General features: G+C 68.1%; 19 protein-coding genes. 13 read left to right on the forward strand and 6 right to left on the reverse strand.

The genetic code is table 11. The features are described 5' to 3' along the window. The first annotated feature begins 4 nt into the window (after positions 1-4). The 8 genes from map (at position 5) to truA (ending at position 5,326) form a co-directional block, all read left to right on the forward strand. Positions 5-841, forward strand: a complete 837-nt coding sequence (gene map, locus R2B38_RS24955) for a type I methionyl aminopeptidase (protein ID WP_318018233.1) — start codon at positions 5-7, stop codon at positions 839-841. A 226-nt stretch (positions 842-1,067) separates the two neighbouring features. Next, a complete protein-coding gene (infA, locus tag R2B38_RS24960; RefSeq protein ID WP_003948620.1) occupies positions 1,068-1,289 on the forward strand; it encodes a translation initiation factor IF-1 in 222 nt (73 codons plus the stop codon). Positions 1,290-1,348: 59 nt separating this feature from the next. Beyond that, on the forward strand, positions 1,349-1,462 hold the full coding sequence (gene rpmJ / locus R2B38_RS24965; protein ID WP_003998809.1) for a 50S ribosomal protein L36: 114 nt from the start codon (positions 1,349-1,351) through the stop codon (positions 1,460-1,462). Between the two features lie 205 nt (positions 1,463-1,667). Continuing rightward, positions 1,668-2,048 (forward strand): 30S ribosomal protein S13, encoded by a 381-nt coding sequence (gene rpsM / locus R2B38_RS24970; protein WP_019055531.1) that lies wholly within the window; start codon positions 1,668-1,670, stop codon positions 2,046-2,048. Positions 2,049-2,117: 69 nt separating this feature from the next. After that, positions 2,118-2,522, forward strand: a complete 405-nt coding sequence (rpsK, locus tag R2B38_RS24975; protein WP_003956432.1) for a 30S ribosomal protein S11 — start codon at positions 2,118-2,120, stop codon at positions 2,520-2,522. Positions 2,523-2,637: 115 nt separating this feature from the next. After that, positions 2,638-3,660 (forward strand): DNA-directed RNA polymerase subunit alpha, encoded by a 1,023-nt coding sequence (locus R2B38_RS24980; protein WP_019055532.1) that lies wholly within the window; start codon positions 2,638-2,640, stop codon positions 3,658-3,660. Between the two features lie 164 nt (positions 3,661-3,824). Next, on the forward strand, positions 3,825-4,319 hold the full coding sequence (rplQ, locus tag R2B38_RS24985; protein WP_318018234.1) for a 50S ribosomal protein L17: 495 nt from the start codon (positions 3,825-3,827) through the stop codon (positions 4,317-4,319). A gap of 161 nt (positions 4,320-4,480) precedes the next feature. After that, the gene (truA, locus tag R2B38_RS24990; RefSeq protein ID WP_318018235.1) at positions 4,481-5,326 is read left to right on the forward strand and encodes a tRNA pseudouridine(38-40) synthase TruA; all 846 of its coding nucleotides are present in this window, start codon (positions 4,481-4,483) and stop codon (positions 5,324-5,326) included. A 40-nt stretch (positions 5,327-5,366) separates the two neighbouring features. On the opposite strand, the gene R2B38_RS24995 is transcribed toward truA, so the two are convergent. Further along, positions 5,367-6,242, reverse strand: a complete 876-nt coding sequence (locus R2B38_RS24995; RefSeq protein WP_318018236.1) for a hypothetical protein — start codon at positions 6,240-6,242, stop codon at positions 5,367-5,369. A gap of 348 nt (positions 6,243-6,590) precedes the next feature. Here R2B38_RS24995 and rplM point away from each other — a divergent pair, with 348 nt between their 5' ends. The 3 genes from rplM to glmM all read left to right on the forward strand — a co-directional run bounded on the left by rplM (position 6,591) and on the right by glmM (position 9,395). Then, complete coding sequence (rplM, locus tag R2B38_RS25000) at positions 6,591-7,034, forward strand: 50S ribosomal protein L13 (RefSeq protein WP_013001400.1); 444 nt, start codon at positions 6,591-6,593, stop codon at positions 7,032-7,034. A 46-nt stretch (positions 7,035-7,080) separates the two neighbouring features. Then, on the forward strand, positions 7,081-7,608 hold the full coding sequence (gene rpsI / locus R2B38_RS25005; RefSeq protein WP_019055538.1) for a 30S ribosomal protein S9: 528 nt from the start codon (positions 7,081-7,083) through the stop codon (positions 7,606-7,608). 428 nt (positions 7,609-8,036) lie between these two features. Then, a complete protein-coding gene (gene glmM / locus R2B38_RS25010; protein ID WP_318018237.1) occupies positions 8,037-9,395 on the forward strand; it encodes a phosphoglucosamine mutase in 1,359 nt (452 codons plus the stop codon). Positions 9,396-9,557: 162 nt separating this feature from the next. Here the strand turns inward: glmM and R2B38_RS25015 are convergent, their stop codons facing one another. From R2B38_RS25015 to R2B38_RS25030, 4 genes are all read right to left on the reverse strand, one after another. Beyond that, on the reverse strand, positions 9,558-10,487 hold the full coding sequence (locus R2B38_RS25015) for a DUF389 domain-containing protein (protein WP_318018238.1): 930 nt from the start codon (positions 10,485-10,487) through the stop codon (positions 9,558-9,560). A gap of 32 nt (positions 10,488-10,519) precedes the next feature. Next, on the reverse strand, positions 10,520-11,488 hold the full coding sequence (coaA, locus tag R2B38_RS25020; protein ID WP_318018239.1) for a type I pantothenate kinase: 969 nt from the start codon (positions 11,486-11,488) through the stop codon (positions 10,520-10,522). A 95-nt stretch (positions 11,489-11,583) separates the two neighbouring features. Continuing rightward, positions 11,584-12,081, reverse strand: a complete 498-nt coding sequence (locus tag R2B38_RS25025) for an SMI1/KNR4 family protein (protein ID WP_318018240.1) — start codon at positions 12,079-12,081, stop codon at positions 11,584-11,586. After that, a complete protein-coding gene (locus R2B38_RS25030) occupies positions 12,078-12,545 on the reverse strand; it encodes a hypothetical protein (protein WP_318018241.1) in 468 nt (155 codons plus the stop codon). The genes R2B38_RS25025 and R2B38_RS25030 overlap by 4 nt, the downstream gene beginning before the upstream one ends. A 233-nt stretch (positions 12,546-12,778) precedes the next feature. Between R2B38_RS25030 and glmS the strand changes: the two genes are divergently transcribed. Continuing rightward, entirely contained in the window at positions 12,779-14,626 is a 1,848-nt protein-coding gene (gene glmS / locus R2B38_RS25035) for a glutamine--fructose-6-phosphate transaminase (isomerizing) (protein WP_318018242.1), read from the forward strand. Positions 14,627-14,826: 200 nt separating this feature from the next. Here glmS and R2B38_RS25040 read toward each other — a convergent pair whose 3' ends face one another. Then, positions 14,827-15,174 carry a hypothetical protein gene (locus R2B38_RS25040; protein ID WP_318018243.1) on the reverse strand — a complete coding sequence of 116 codons (348 nt, stop codon included), beginning with the start codon at positions 15,172-15,174 and terminating at the stop codon, positions 14,827-14,829. A 230-nt stretch (positions 15,175-15,404) separates the two neighbouring features. Between R2B38_RS25040 and R2B38_RS25045 the strand changes: the two genes are divergently transcribed. Further along, positions 15,405-15,815, forward strand: a complete 411-nt coding sequence (locus R2B38_RS25045; protein WP_318018244.1) for a hypothetical protein — start codon at positions 15,405-15,407, stop codon at positions 15,813-15,815. The last annotated feature ends 16 nt before the right edge of the window (positions 15,816-15,831 follow it).

A 15,831-nucleotide genomic window follows, 5' to 3' on the forward strand; every position in this document is an offset into this window, starting at 1 on the left:
CCCCATGGTGCAGATCAAGACCCCCGAGCAGATCGCCAAGATGCGCGAGGCGGGGCTGGTCGTCGCCGCGATCCACGCGGCCACGCGTGAGGCCGCGGTGCCCGGCGCCAGCACGAAGGATCTGGACGAGGTCGCCCGCAAGGTCCTCGCGGACCACAACGCGAAGCCGAACTTCCTCGGCTACGGCGGCTTCCCCGCGACGATCTGCACCTCGGTGAACGAGGTCGTCGTCCACGGCATCCCTTCCGAGGACGTGGTGCTGAAGGACGGCGACATCATCTCCATCGACTGCGGCGCGATCATCGACGGCTGGCACGGGGACGCGGCGTACACGGCGTTCGTGGGGTCGGGGCACTCCCCGGAGCTTCTTGAGCTGTCCCGGGTGACCGAGGGGTCGATGTGGGCCGGGATCGCCGCGATGAAGCTCGGGAATCGGCTCGTGGACATCTCCCGGGCCATCGAGACGTACATCCGTCGGCAGCCGAAGCCGGGTGGGGGGAAGTACGGGATCGTCGAGGACTACGGCGGTCACGGCATCGGTACCGAGATGCACATGGACCCGCACCTGTTGAACTACGTCGAGAAGCGGCGGGGTAAGGGGCCGAAGCTGGTCCCTGGGTTCTGCCTGGCCATCGAGCCCATGGTGTCTCTGGGTACGCCTAAGACCGAGGTGCTCTCGGATGACTGGACTGTCATCACCACGGACGGGACCTGGTCGTCGCACTGGGAGCACTCGGTTGCCTTGACGGAGGAGGGGCCGCTTGTGCTGACGGCTCCTGATGGTGGCAAGGCGAAGCTGGCCGAGTATGGGATCACGGCTGCGCCGGATCCGCTCGCGTAGTTCTTCGGCTGCGCGCCGGTGGGGGCTGGTCGCGCAGTTCCCCGCGCCCCTAAATACGCCCTCCGCATGCTTAGTGATCTCCGCTGCGGGGCATTCTTCCTCGATTCGTCTTTCCGAGTGGCCTGACGTAGACTGACTCGTCGGCTCTCGTGCAGCCGCATGTCCGCATGCACCCCGTAAGGGGACGCACTGAGTCGATCAAGGTAGTCGATTCGAAGGGCGAAGCGTGGCCAAGAAGCAAGGTGCCATCGAGATCGAAGGCACTGTCGTCGAGTCTCTCCCGAACGCCATGTTCAAGGTGGAGCTCCAGAACGGCCACCAGGTCCTGGCACACATCAGCGGCAAGATGCGTATGCACTACATCCGCATCCTCCCTGACGACCGGGTCGTGGTGGAGCTGTCTCCGTACGACCTGACGCGTGGCCGGATCGTCTACCGCTACAAGTAGATCTTGCCCAGGTTCCGCGCAAGCGGCGCCGAAGGCAACTGACCCGGAGAACCTCACCAATGAAGGTCAAGCCGAGCGTCAAGAAGATCTGCGACAAGTGCAGGGTGATCCGCCGTCACGGTCGGGTCATGGTCATCTGCGAGAACCCGCGCCACAAGCAGCGCCAGGGCTGACGCACGACCTTCCCTCTGCATCTTTCGCAGAGTTTCGCGCGACGCGAGCAATACATGTTCATACGCAGGACCCGGGCGTAGTAGGCGCCCGACACCCCCGGCTCGGAGGCTGGGGACCCACGCCGTACCAAGTCTTCTACGGAAGAGGCCGGCGGCTGGGATCCGGTTCTGCGGAAGACCTCCGAAGATCAACTGGAGCCATTGAATGGCACGCGTTTCCGGTGTCGACATCCCGCGCGAAAAGCGCGTGGAGGTCGCCCTCACCTACGTGTTCGGCATTGGTCGGACCCTTTCCCAGCTGACGCTGGCCGAGACCGGCATCGACCCCAACACCCGCGTTCGCGACCTCTCGGAAGAGCAGCTCGTCGCGATTCGTGAGTACGTCGACGCCAACATCAAGACCGAGGGTGACCTCCGTCGCGAGATCCAGGCCGACATCCGCCGCAAGGTGGAGATCGGCTGCTACCAGGGTCTCCGTCACCGTCGTGGTCTGCCCGTTCGCGGTCAGCGCACCAGCACGAACGCTCGTACCCGCAAGGGTCCGCGTCGCGCCATCGCCGGCAAGAAGAAGCCGGGCAAGAAGTAGTCCGCAGCGGACAACGCTTCACCAGCGGTCTTCGCTGTAGGACCGACCACCTCCCCGTAGGAGTAATAGATGCCCCCCAAGGGTCGTCAGGGCGCTGCCAAGAAGGTGCGCCGCAAGGAAAAGAAGAACGTCGCTCACGGCCACGCGCACATCAAGAGCACGTTCAACAACACGATCGTCTCGATCACGGACCCCTCGGGCAACGTGATCTCCTGGGCCTCCGCCGGCCACGTCGGCTTCAAGGGCTCGCGCAAGTCCACCCCCTTCGCCGCGCAGATGGCCGCCGAGTCGGCCGCCCGTCGCGCGCAGGAGCACGGCATGCGCAAGGTTGACGTCTTCGTGAAGGGCCCGGGCTCCGGTCGCGAGACCGCGATCCGCTCCCTCCAGGCCACTGGCCTGGAGGTCGGCTCCATCCAGGACGTCACCCCCACCCCGCACAACGGCTGCCGTCCGCCGAAGCGCCGCCGCGTCTGACGCACGGTTCGCCTGAGGTTTCGGGCGGTACGGCTCGTAAGGGTCGTGCCGCCCGTACCCTTGTAGTACTCAAGGACATCAAATAGTGGGTGTCCATGACTGAAGGACTCACTTCATGCTGATCGCTCAGCGCCCCTCGTTGACCGAAGAGGTCGTCGACGAATTCCGCTCCCGGTTCGTGATCGAGCCGCTGGAGCCGGGCTTCGGCTACACCCTCGGCAACTCCCTGCGTCGTACGCTCCTCTCCTCGATCCCCGGTGCGGCGGTCACGTCGATCCGGATCGACGGTGTCCTGCACGAGTTCACCACCGTGCCGGGCGTCAAGGAGGACGTCACCGACCTGATCCTCAACATCAAGCAGCTGGTCGTCTCCTCGGAGCACGACGAGCCGGTCGTGATGTACCTGCGCAAGCAGGGTCCGGGTCTGGTCACCGCCGCCGACATCGCGCCCCCGGCCGGTGTCGAGGTGCACAACCCCGATCTCGTCCTCGCCACGCTCAACGGCAAGGGCAAGCTGGAGATGGAGCTCACGGTCGAGCGTGGCCGCGGTTACGTCTCCGCCGTGCAGAACAAGCAGGTGGGCCAGGAGATCGGCCGTATTCCGGTCGACTCCATCTACAGCCCGGTGCTGAAGGTCACGTACAAGGTCGAGGCCACGCGTGTCGAGCAGCGGACCGACTTCGACAAGCTCATCGTCGACGTCGAGACGAAGCAGGCCATGCGGCCGCGCGACGCCATGGCGTCCGCCGGTAAGACCCTGGTCGAGCTGTTCGGTCTCGCCCGCGAGCTGAACATCGACGCCGAGGGCATCGACATGGGCCCGTCCCCCACGGACGCCGCCCTTGCCGCTGATCTCGCCCTGCCGATCGAGGAGCTCGAGCTCACCGTTCGGTCGTACAACTGCCTCAAGCGCGAGGGCATCCACTCCGTGGGTGAGCTCGTGGCTCGTTCCGAGGCCGACCTCCTGGACATCCGCAACTTCGGTGCGAAGTCCATCGACGAGGTCAAGGCGAAGCTGGCCGGCATGGGCCTGGCCCTGAAGGACAGCCCGCCCGGATTTGACCCGACGGCCGCGGCGGACGCGTTTGGCGCGGACGATGATGTGGACGCCGGTTTTGTGGAGACCGAGCAGTACTGATCGGTTTTCGGGTGCGGGAGCGCTGTGGCTGGTCGCGCAGTTCCCCGCGCCCCTTCCGGGAGCACCCCTTCGGGGCTGCTCCCGGATCTCCGACGGGCGGCCGCCCGCTCGGATACTGACCCTGGTACCTGGTACGGCCGGGGCAGACACTGAGGAGAAAGACCATGCCGAAGCCCTCCAAGGGTGCCCGTCTGGGCGGCAGTGCCGCGCACGAGAAGCTGCTGCTCGCGAACCTCGCGAAGTCGCTCTTCGAGCACGGCCGTATCACCACCACCGAGGCGAAGGCCCGCAAGCTGCGGCCGTACGCCGAGCGTCTGATCACCAAGGGCAAGAAGGGCGACCTTCACAACCGCCGTCAGGTGCTTCAGGTGATCACGGACAAGAGCATCGTCCACACGCTCTTCACCGAGATCGGCCCGCGCTACGAGAACCGTCCCGGTGGCTACACCCGTATCACCAAGATCGGTAACCGTCGTGGCGACAACGCGCCCATGGCTGTCATCGAGCTGGTCGAGGCGCTGACTGTTGCACAGGCTGCGACGGGTGAGGCCGAGGCGGCGACGAAGCGTGCGGCGAAGGACACCGAGGCTGCGGCTCCGGTTGAGGTCGTCGAGGACGCGAAGCCGGTCGAGGCTGACGAAGAGGCCAAGGACGCGTAACACCGTTTTTGGCTGACCCGCCGTCGTGGCTGGTCGCGCTCACGCGGCGGTAGCCGCAAATCAGCACAGTCCCGCGCCCCTAAAAGCAAAAGCAGGGCGTGTGGCGGGTCCGTTCCTTTCCAGGAGCGGGCCCGCTTTTGTGTAGGTGAAAGGATCTCTGTGTGAGTGATGACGTAGAAGCCGGTTACGTCCGCGTACGACTCGACCTCTCCTACGACGGGACCGCGTTCTCCGGGTGGGCCAAGCAGGCCGGGGGGCGGCGGACCGTGCAGGGGGAGGTCGAGGACGCGCTGCGGACGGTCACGCGGTCGGGGGCGGTGGCGTACGACCTGACCGTGGCCGGGCGGACGGATGCCGGGGTGCATGCCCGGGGGCAGGTGGCGCATGTCGATCTGCCGGGGGAGTTGTGGGCGGAGCACCGCGAGAAGCTGCTGAAGCGGCTTGCGGGGCGGTTGCCGAAGGATGTGCGGGTGTGGGGCGTGGCGGAGGCCCCGGAGGGGTTCAACGCGCGGTTCGCGGCTCTGTGGCGGCGTTATGTGTACCGGGTGGGGGATCGGCCGGGGGGTGTGGATCCGTTGCTGCGGAACCATGTGCTGTGGCACGACTGGGAGTTGGACGTCGAGGTGATGGACGCCGCCGCCAAGTCCCTTGTGGGGGAGCATGACTTCGCCGCCTATGCGAAGAAGCGCGAGGGCGCGTCGACCGTTCGGGAGATCTTCGACTTCGGGGTGCGGCGGCGGGACGACGGGGTGGTCGAGATCGAGGTGCGTGCCGACGCCTTCTGCCACAACCAAGTGCGGTCCATGGTGGGCGCGTTGCTGTTCGTCGGCGACGGGCACCGGGGCGCCGAGTGGCCGCGGAAGGTGCTGGACGCGGGGGTGCGGGACAGTGCCGTGCATGTCGTACGGCCGCAGGGGCTGACCTTGGAGGAGGTCGCCTATCCGGCCGACGAGGGGCTGGCGGAGCGGCAGTTGCTGGCCCGGCGGGTGCGGGGGACTCTGCACTGAGGAGCCGGGTGGGCGCCAACTCCCGTTGGCGCCCCGTGTGTTACTGGGCCGCCGCCGAAGCCTGGGCCTCGCCGCGGGCGCGGATCTGGTCGAAGGCGAACCTGCCCAGGTCGTCGCCGATCGTGAAGACCTTGGTGTCCTTCGTCGTCACGTCCGTGCCGTTGGTGAAGCCGGCGATCGTGAAGTAGGCGTAGCGGCCGTAGGCGTTGGTCGTCGTACGGCAGACCGCGCCGTCGCAGAAGGCCTGGACGCCCTTGCCGGGCAGCGCCCTGATGATGCTCTTCTTGTCCGCCTGGGTCTTGACCTTCGTGGCCGCCGCCTCGGTGTCGAAGACGGCCACGCCGACCGTCACCGCGACGCCGTCCTTGACGTAGGTGACGCGCATGAGGCGGGTGCAGTCGTTCGCCGTGAGGATCTTCGGGAGGGTCGACTGGGCGGCCGAGGCGCAGTTCGTGGTGTCGGCCGTCGGGCCCTTCTTGTACACGGTGGAGGCGACCGTCAGCTGGGTGCCCGGGAAGAGGGTCGAGGGGCTGAGCGGTGCCGTGTCCTTCGCCTTGCTGGAGATGAACTCCTTGGGGTCCAGCGGCGGGGGCGCGCTGGTCGGCGCGAAGGACGGCGAGGTCGCGTCGGCGCTGGGCACGGAGGCGCTCGCGGGCAGGTTCGTCGGCTTGCCCGACGCGCTCGTGTCGTCGTTCGCCGACATCACGGCCATGGCCACGGCCGTGCCGACGCCCACCGTGGCGAGCGCGCCGCCGACTATGAGCAGCAGTCTCTTGCGCCGGTTGCGCGTCTCCGCCTGGTCGGCGAGCGCGGCCCAGTCCGGGGTCTCGTCGTCGACGTTGCCGCCCCACGGCTGCTGCGATTGCGGTTTCCAGGGATCCCACTGGGACTGGGGTCCCCCCTGCCCAAAGCTCATGGGACGCATCCTAGACGGGGCAACGGGCGTACGGGTGCGCCTCAATGAGCCCTGGAGCAACTGACGTTGGGTGTGTCACGGTAAGTATTTCCGCCGTCGCTTTCCGCGCCCGCTCCGGTCCCGCCGACCGCGTTTTGACCCGTCCGGGGCGGCGCGGGTACTCTTACGGTTTGTTATGCGTATCGGCTTGGTCCTTACCGGACGAGAGGCCCTTACGTAGGTTCCCTGGAGCAGTTACCAGTGGGCGGCATACGGGCAGGGTCCCCGGCATTGTCGTCCCCAGCTGCACGATCGCTTCAGTGATGCCATGTGTCAGGCCCTATCCACTGAAGAAGTGAAGGCTACGAAGTGCGTACGTACAGCCCCAAGCCCGGCGATGTGACTCGCCAGTGGCACGTCATCGACGCCCAGGACATCGTCCTCGGTCGTCTGGCCACCACTGCGGCGAACCTCCTCCGCGGCAAGCACAAGCCGACCTATGCCCCGCACATGGACATGGGCGACTTCGTCATCATCATCAACGCCGACAAGGTTCACCTGTCCGGCAACAAGAAGACCCAGAAGCTGGCGTACCGCCACTCCGGTTACCCGGGTGGTCTGCGCTCCGTCCGCTACGACGAGCTGCTGGCGAAGAACCCCGAGAAGGCCGTCGAGAAGGCCATCAAGGGCATGATCCCCAAGAACACCCTGGGCCGTCAGATGATCAGCAAGCTGAAGGTCTACTCGGGCGACCAGCACCCGCACGCTGCCCAGCAGCCGGTGCCGTTCGAGATCACCCAGGTCGCGCAGTAGTTCCGGCCACACACCCCCTAAGACAGAAAAGAATCTGAGGAGAACCGTGGCCGAGACCACCGTTGAGCAGCCGGTCGAAGAGACCGAGACCGAGCTCGTCGACATCGAGAGCTACACCACCGAGTCCGACGTCCCCGTCGAGGGTGAGTACACGTCGGAGTCGCTCGCCGGCCGCTTCGGCGACCCGCAGCCGGCCGCCGGCCTGGGCCGTCGCAAGAACGCCATCGCGCGCGTCCGCATCGTGCCCGGCACCGGCAAGTGGAAGGTCAACGGGCGCACGCTCGAGGACTACTTCCCGAACAAGGTCCACCAGCAGGAAGTCAACGAGCCCTTCAAGGTGCTCGAGCTGGACGGCCGCTACGACGTCATCGCCCGCATCTCGGGTGGCGGCGTCTCCGGTCAGGCCGGTGCCCTGCGCCTCGGCGTGGCCCGCGCGCTGAACGAGGCCGACGTGGACAACAACCGCGCCGCCCTCAAGAAGGCCGGTTACCTCCGTCGCGACGACCGTGCGGTCGAGCGCAAGAAGGCCGGTCTCAAGAAGGCCCGCAAGGCCCCGCAGTACAGCAAGCGCTAAATCGCGCCTGCGGGGGCCTGTCCGGCGGATCAGGTCGCAGTGCACCCGGGGTTCCTTCCGAACTCCGGGGAGCGCGGCTTGGTGCGTGCAGCTGCAAGGCGGAGGAGGGAGTCGACGCGGAGCGTCGGCGACCGACGACAACGCCGCAGATGCGCGTGCCAAGCCGCGCGTCTGCGACAGGATCCGCCGGACAGGCCCCAGTACTCCGAACGCCCCGGCGGCACGCCACTCGTGCCGTCGGGGCGTTCGTTTATCACAGCCGGGGGCGTATAACGGCACAAGACGCTCAAAGGCTTGTGTGATCGGATGAACAGGCATCGTATGTCTGGAACGCGGGAATTCGGCGTTGCGGGACTTTCAGCGGTGCGGGACTTTCAGCTTTGCAGGACTTCGGCCTTGCAGGACTTTCGCCTTCCTCAGGAGGACAAGTGGGACGACTCTTCGGCACGGACGGCGTGCGCGGTGTCGCCAACGCGGATCTGACGGCCGAGATGGCCCTCGGGCTCTCCGTCGCGGCGGCGCACGTACTCGCCGAGGCGGGTACCTTCGCTGGCCACCGGGCGACGGCCGTGGTCGGGCGGGACCCGCGCGCGTCCGGGGAGTTCCTGGAGGCGGCGGTGGTCGCCGGCCTGGCCAGCTCGGGAGTGGACGTACTGCTCGTCGGTGTGCTGCCCACCCCCGCGGTGGCGTATCTCACCGGTGTGCTGGGCGCCGACCTCGGTGTGATGCTCTCCGCGAGCCACAACGCCATGCCGGACAACGGACTGAAGTTCCTCGCGCGCGGCGGGCACAAGCTCGACGACGAGCTGGAGGAGCGGATCGAGAAGGTCTACGACGAGCACCGCACCGGCGCTCCCTGGGACCGCCCGACCGGCTCGGGCGTCGGCCGGGTCCGGCACTACAACGAGGGGTTCGACCAGTACGTCGCGCATCTCATCGGCGTGCTCCCGAACCGGCTCGACGGGCTGAAGATCGTCCTCGACGAGGCGCACGGTGCCGCGTCCCGGGTCTCGCCGGAGGCGTTCTCGCGGGCCGGTGCCGAGGTCGTCACGATCGGCGCGGACCCGAACGGGCTGAACATCAACGACGGTTGCGGCTCGACCCACCTGGGTCTGCTCAAGGCCGCCGTCGTCGAGCACGGCGCGGACTTCGGCATCGCGCACGACGGTGACGCCGACCGCTGCCTGGCTGTGGACCACACCGGTGAAGAGGTCGACGGGGACCAGATCATGGCCGTGATCGCGCTGGCGATGCGGGAGCGTTCCGCACTGCGCTCCGACACCGTCGTCGCGACCGTCATGTCGAACCTCGGCTTCAAACTGGCCATGGAGCGTGAGGGGTTGACCCTCGTCCAGACCGCGGTCGGTGACCGCTACGTCCTGGAGGAGATGAAGGAGCACGGCTACGCGCTGGGCGGCGAGCAGTCCGGGCACGTCATCATCCTGGATCACGCGACGACCGGTGACGGCACGTTGACCGGGCTGATGCTGGCGGCGCGGGTCGCCGACACCGGTCGTACGCTCAAGGACCTCGCGTCCGTGATGACGCGGCTGCCGCAGGTGCTCATCAATGTGCCGGATGTGGACCGCACCCGGGTGGGTACGTCTGCGGATCTGGCGGCCGCGGTCGCTGAGGCGGAGCGTGAACTCGGGTCTACGGGGCGGGTGTTGCTGCGGCCGTCGGGTACCGAGCCGTTGGTGCGGGTGATGGTGGAGGCCGCGGATATCGACCAGGCTCGGTCGGTGGCGGGGCGGTTGGCGGATGCGGTGAAGTCGGCGCTGGGGTAGTTCCTGGTTCCTGGTTCCTGGTTCCTGGTTCCTGGTCGGGGGTGGGGGATCTGTGCGGTGCGGGCCGCGGGTTCGTTGTGGCTGGTCGCGCAGTTCCCCGCGCCCCTTGAGGGGGTTCCGTATCCGGTTGGCCGCGCGTAGGTCCCCGCGCCCCTGACCGGGTCATGCTCGGCGGCGTTGTGTCGACCAGAGCCATTTCTGGGTCAGCAAGGTCAAGGTGCCTGCCAGGACGATGCCCAGCAGGTTCAGGAGCAGTTGTTCCGTCGAGCCCCACGCCTGTCGGTACTCGTTGTAGGCGAAGGCCACGGCCGCGTTCGCCGCGGCCGGGACCGTGGTGACCGAGATGGCCACACCTACCAGGAGGCCCGACTTCGCCGAGGTCAGAGAGAGGGTGCCGGCGATGCCGGCGAGGACCGCCACGACGAAGGAGAAGGCGTCGGGCTGGTAGATGAAGTTGGTGTTGGGGCGCTCGGCCTCCAGCCTGACCTTGGTGAACAGGTCCACGGCGTCCATGAAGTGGCTGAAGCCGACCGTGACCAGCATGGCGACGGCGAAGCCGACTAGCAGCGCGATCAGGGAGCGCAGGGCGAGGCGGGGCGCGCGGCGCGCGATCGCCGTGCAGATGCCGGCCAGCGGGCCGAACTCCGGGCCGACCGCCATCGCGCCGACGATCAGGATCGCGTTGTCGAGCACCACACCGCAGGCCGCGAGCATCGTGGCGAGGGTGATGAAGGCGACGTAGGTGATCGAGAGCGTCGACTCCTCGTGCGACGCGTCGGCGAGGTGCTCCCACAGCACCGCGTCCGCGCCTTCGCCGGGTGCGTCGTCCTGGGCCCGGTCCGCCCGCTCCGACAGCGACAGGTCGATGTTCTCGACGGCGATCGAACCGGTCTGGTCCAGCCCCAACTGCCGTAGCGCGCCGATGAGTTCGTCGCCGGCCTCGCGGGCGACGTCGCACATGACGACATCGCCGGCCGGGTTGCGGGCGGCGCCGGTCATGACGACGAGGTGTGCGGTGCCGACCGTCGTCTCGATGAGTCGGACCACGTCGTCGGTGCGGTCGGCGGGGGTGATGAGGCGCAGGTGCAGCATGACGCCCTTTCTAACAGGCGCCCGGCGTTGGTCTACAGCTTGCGCAGGCTGAGCCGTTGGACCTTGTGGTCGGTGCCCTTGCGGATGACGAGGGTGGCGCGGCCCCGGGTGGGGGCGATGTTCTCCACCAGGTTGGGCTTGTTGATGGTGCGCCAGAGGGTGCGGGCGTAGTCGACGGCCTCGTCCTCGGAGACCTGGGTGTACTTGCGGAAGTACGAGTCGGGGTTCTGGAACGCGGTGGCGCGCAGCTTGCGGAACCGGTTCAGGTACCAGCGCTCGATGTCCTCGGCGCTCGCGTCGACGTACACACTGAAGTCGAAGTAGTCGGCGAGCCCGACGCGGGTCCGGCCGTCCTTGCCCGGGAGCGCGGGCTGGAGCACGTTCAGCCCCTCGACGATCAGGATGTCCGGGCGGCGGACCGTGAGCCGCTGATCGGGGACGATGTCGTAGATCAGGTGGGAGTAGACGGGGGCGGTGACCTCGTCCTTGCCCGCCTTGATGTCGGCGACGAAACGGGTGAGCGCGCGGCGGTCGTACGACTCGGGGAAGCCCTTGCGCGACATGAGCCCGCGGGCTTCCAGTTCGCGGGTGGGGAGCAGGAACCCGTCGGTGGTGACCAGCTCGACGCGGGGGTGCTCGGGCCAGCGGGAGAGCAGCGCCTGGAGGAGGCGTGCGACGGTCGACTTCCCTACGGCCACCGACCCCGCGACGCCTATGACGAACGGCGTGCCGGACTGGGAGCCCTGCTCGCCCAGGAAGGTGTTCAGCGCGTTTCTCAGGCCGTCCGTGGCGCCGACGTAGAGGTTGAGGAGTCTGGACAGCGGGAGGTAGATGTCACGCACCTCGTCGAGGTCGATGACATCGCCCAGGCCGCGCAGCTTCTCGACCTCCTCGGCGGTGAGCGGCAGCGGCGTCTTGTCGCGCAGCGCGCTCCACTCGGCTCGGGTGAGGTCGACGTAGGGAGTCGCCTCCGGCTTGTGCCGGTGGGCGCTCCGGGGCATCGGGGAGACCGGAGAGATCACAGTCCATTGTTAACGGAGTTTGAACGGGGTGGTGGGTGGGGTGCGTCACGTGGGGTGCGGAGGCCTGGTCCGGCTCAGGTCGGCATCCGTCGGCACGCGGCGAGCGTGAACTCTCCGTAACTGTCCGCGAGCTTCTCCATGAGCCCGCCGTCGACAACTCCCGGGTTCCACGCGAAGACGGGGTACTCGCCGTTCGCGTCGGGCCGGGAGGTGTCGAGTACGACCCGTATCCACACGTCGTCGAGCAGGACCACCATCAGCTCCGGCGGCAGGCCGGCGGCCCGGGCGTCGAGGGTCTCGGCCACGGAGCCCAGGAGCACGTCTCCGGCGAGCTCGGTCCGGTAGACGCCGAGGAACTCGGTGGGCGGCACCTCCCAGGTACCGAACTCCTCGATCAGCAGGCGGTACGACGGCGGGAACGTGAGCCCCAGCTCGCGCTCGGCGCGGGCGATGGTGCCGGGGGAGCAGCCGTCGTGGTGCCGTGCGTCGTCCCTGTGGGCGCGGACCAGGCGGATGACCTGCCGGCTCGCTTCGAGAGGTGTCATCAGCCCGTCACCGGGACCGTCGGTCATGGGAACTCCGGGGCGGGCGCGGGTCTCAGGGCGGGTGGCAGGTCGGACATCACCCCGAACACCAGGACGTGGTCCGGGTTCATCGTGTCGTTGTCGGGTGCCGCGACGACTCCCGACGACAGCAGGATCCTGATCAGCGCGCCCTGCATGTGCAGGCCGATCGTCCCCGGGTAGCGGACGACCGGTGCGGTGGGATCGCCGGCGGTGAGGCTGTCGACGGCTGCCTCGGCCATCGCGGGGTCGCATCGCCAGCTCACGGACACCGGCGTCGATGCCGTCTCGGCGTCGGGCTCGATGTGGATCACGGCGCCCGCGCGGTCCGCTGTCGCGGGAGCTCCGTCACGGAACGCGGGGAGGCCGGCGCGCTGGAGCGCCCGGATCACCTGGTCGGCAAGCCTGTCCCGGGCGGCAAGGACTTCAGGGGACGCGCGGGTGAGGTCGTAGCCGGACATGGACATGGACACTCTGCTTTCCCTCGGTCGCCGGTTCGGACTGGGCGCCTGCGGACTGGTCGAGATCCGCTCAGGCCCGCGCAACTGTAGGCAGGCGCCGCGTGGCTTGCGTAAGGGCTGTCGCTCCGGGCGGCCCGGGACGGCGCGAAGAGTGGCGTCGGCCTGTTCTCGATCATGGCCGTAATTTCCGAAATCGGGCACGGAGTGCCGTGTTCGGGCGGGGTTCGGCGCCTAGGCTGCGGCGCATGTGCGGAATCGTGGGATACGTGGGGTCGCAGTCGGCGCTCGATGTGGTGATGGCCGGACTGAAGCGGCTGGAGTACCGGGGATACGACTCGTCGGGTGTCGCCGTGCTCGCGGACGGCGGGCTGGCGGCGGCCAAGAAGGCGGGGAAACTCGTCAATCTGGAGAAGGAACTGGTCGACCGTCCGCTGCCGGCGGGGTCGACGGGCATCGGGCACACACGCTGGGCCACGCACGGCGGGCCGACGGACGCGAACGCCCACCCGCATCTCGACAACGCGGGGCGCGTGGCCGTCGTCCACAACGGCATCATCGAGAACTTCGCCTGTCTGCGGGCCGAGTTGGCGGAGCGCGGGCACGATCTCGCCTCCGACACGGACACCGAGGTGGTCGCGCATCTGCTGGCCGAGGAGTTCTCGGGGTGCGCGGACCTGGCGGAGGCGATGCGGCAGGTGTGCCGGCGGCTTGAGGGCGCGTTCACGCTGGTCGCGGTGCACGCGGACGAGCCGGACGTGGTCGTGGGCGCGCGGCGGAACTCGCCGCTCGTGGTCGGCGTGGGGGAGGGCGAGGCCTTTCTCGCCTCCGACGTCGCCGCGTTCATCGCCCACACGCGCTCCGCGATCGAACTGGGGCAGGACCAGGTCGTCGAGCTGCGCCGGGACGGGGTGACGGTCACCGGTTTCGACGGCGCTCCGGCCGAGGTCCGCTCCTACCACGTCGACTGGGACGCGTCGGCCGCGGAGAAGGGCGGCTACGACTACTTCATGCTCAAGGAGATCGCCGAGCAGCCGAAGGCGGTCGCCGACACGTTGCTGGGCCGCATCGACGCGGCGGGCCTGCTCTCGCTGGACGAAGTCCGCATCCCCGTCCATGAGTTGAGGGAGATCGACAAGGTCGTCATCGTCGCGTGCGGTACGGCCTTCCACGCCGGGCTGATCGCCAAGTACGCCATCGAGCACTGGACGCGGATCCCCTGCGAGGTGGAGCTGGCGAGCGAGTTCCGGTACCGGGATCCGATCCTGGGCGCGCGGTCACTGGTCATCGCGATCTCCCAGTCCGGCGAGACGATGGACACGCTGATGGCACTGCGGCACGCGCGGGAGCAGGGTTCGAAGGTCCTGGCGATCTGCAACACCAACGGGTCGACGATCCCCCGTGAGTCGGACGCGGTGCTGTACACGCATGCCGGGCCGGAGGTCGCCGTAGCGTCGACGAAGGCGTTCCTGACGCAGCTGGTGGCGTGCTACCTGGTCGCGCTGTATCTCGGCCAGGTCCGCGGCACGAAGTGGGGCGACGAGATCCAGGCCGTCATCCGGGACTTGTCGCAGATCTCCGGGGAGGTCGAGCGGGTGCTCGAAACCATGGAGCCGGTACGGGAGTTGGCGCGGTCGGTGGCGTCCAAGAACACCGTGCTGTTCCTGGGCCGGCATGTCGGTTATCCCGTCGCCCTCGAAGGCGCCCTGAAACTGAAGGAGTTGGCGTACATGCACGCCGAGGGCTTCGCGGCGGGGGAGTTGAAGCACGGGCCGATCGCGCTGATCGAGGAGGGGATGCCGGTGGTCGTCGTGGTTCCCTCGTCCCGGGGGCGGTCGGTTCTGCACGACAAGATCGTGTCCAACATCCAGGAGATCCGGGCGCGCGGTGCGATGACGATCGTGATCGCGGAGGAGGGCGACGAGACGGTCGTCCCGTACGCCGACCACCTGATCCGGATCCCGGCCACGCCCACGTTGCTGCAACCGCTGGTCGCGACCGTGCCGTTGCAGGTGTTCGCCTGCGAGTTGGCGACGGCTCGGGGGAACGAGGTCGATCAGCCTCGGAACCTGGCGAAGTCGGTGACGGTGGAGTGAGCGGAGCGGGCGGAGCGGCCGGGCCACCTCTTTGAAAAAGGGTGACACTTCTGGGGAAAGTGTCACCCTTTTCAGGTCGAGGTCGAGGTCGAGGTCGAGGTCGAAGGGGGCGACGCGCTGCGTGTGCGGTGGGTGGAGGGGCGCTGGTCGGCTCGCGTGAAGGCCTGTGCCGCGCAGTGGGGGTGGCAGCCTCTGGGTGTTCAGGCGGATGTGTCAGATGCCAGGACTTCGGCGAGGCTGACCACCGCACAGCCCAATATCCCCGTCAGCACCCTGTGTTGACGCTGCGTCAGGCTGCCCACGAAGACCGCCGCATCGGCCTTCGTCCGCTCGCAGAGTGCCGCCGCCTCGCGAACCTTGCCGTACGTCAGAAGCGTCCGCGAGGAATAGGGCAACGCCATCTTCTTGGCACCGCCGCCCGAGACCCCGCGCCGCTGCACGATCCGGCCCACGACCCGCGCACCGCGTTCCGCCAACTCCCGCGCCGCCGCGTCCATCAGCTCGGCCCAGTCCTTCTGCCTGCCGGAGAAATAGCCGACGATCACCACGTCCGCTCCCTCGACCTCAACTGCCAAGGCCGGAACCCGGTGTTGGGCCGCTCCAGCGCGATGAGCCGGACGCCGGTCGCGCCTTCGGGCCTGATGCATGGCCTTCAGGCTGGTCGCGCTCCACTGAAAGCGCGCTGAGGGCGTCGTGAAACCCGGTGCGCGCAGGCTCTGTGTCAGAAGGAAGCCGGTGCACAGCCGGCGCGGAACTGACGAACCCAGGAGCGCACACCATGGGCATCAACCTCACCGACCAGGACAAGCTCACCCTCCGTACCGCCGCGTACGGTGCCATCACGCTGATGGCCGCCGCCGGTGCCACCGCGGGGTCACCGCACCGGATCGCCACCCAGGGCAGCCTCGCCCTGGCCTCGGCGACCGGGCCGGTCGGGTACGTACTCGCCGAGAACTCGAAGATCCCGAACCTGAACGGGAAGTCCGTGGCCGAGATCGCCGACCAGGTGCTGCCGGCCCTCACCACCGCGATGAGCCTGCTCAAGAAGCAGGACCCGGCCGAGGCCGACAACTTCCGCGGCACCGTCCTCGTCGCCCTCGAAGCGGCCGTACGGCCCAAGAAGGGCGAGCCCGGCCCGGTCATGGTGGAGATGGTCCGCAAGATCACCGGGGCCCTCGACGCCGCCTGACCCCGGTGACCCCGGT

It is taken from the genome of Streptomyces sp. N50 (genome assembly GCF_033335955.1).
In the GTDB taxonomy this organism is placed as follows: domain Bacteria; phylum Actinomycetota; class Actinomycetes; order Streptomycetales; family Streptomycetaceae; genus Streptomyces.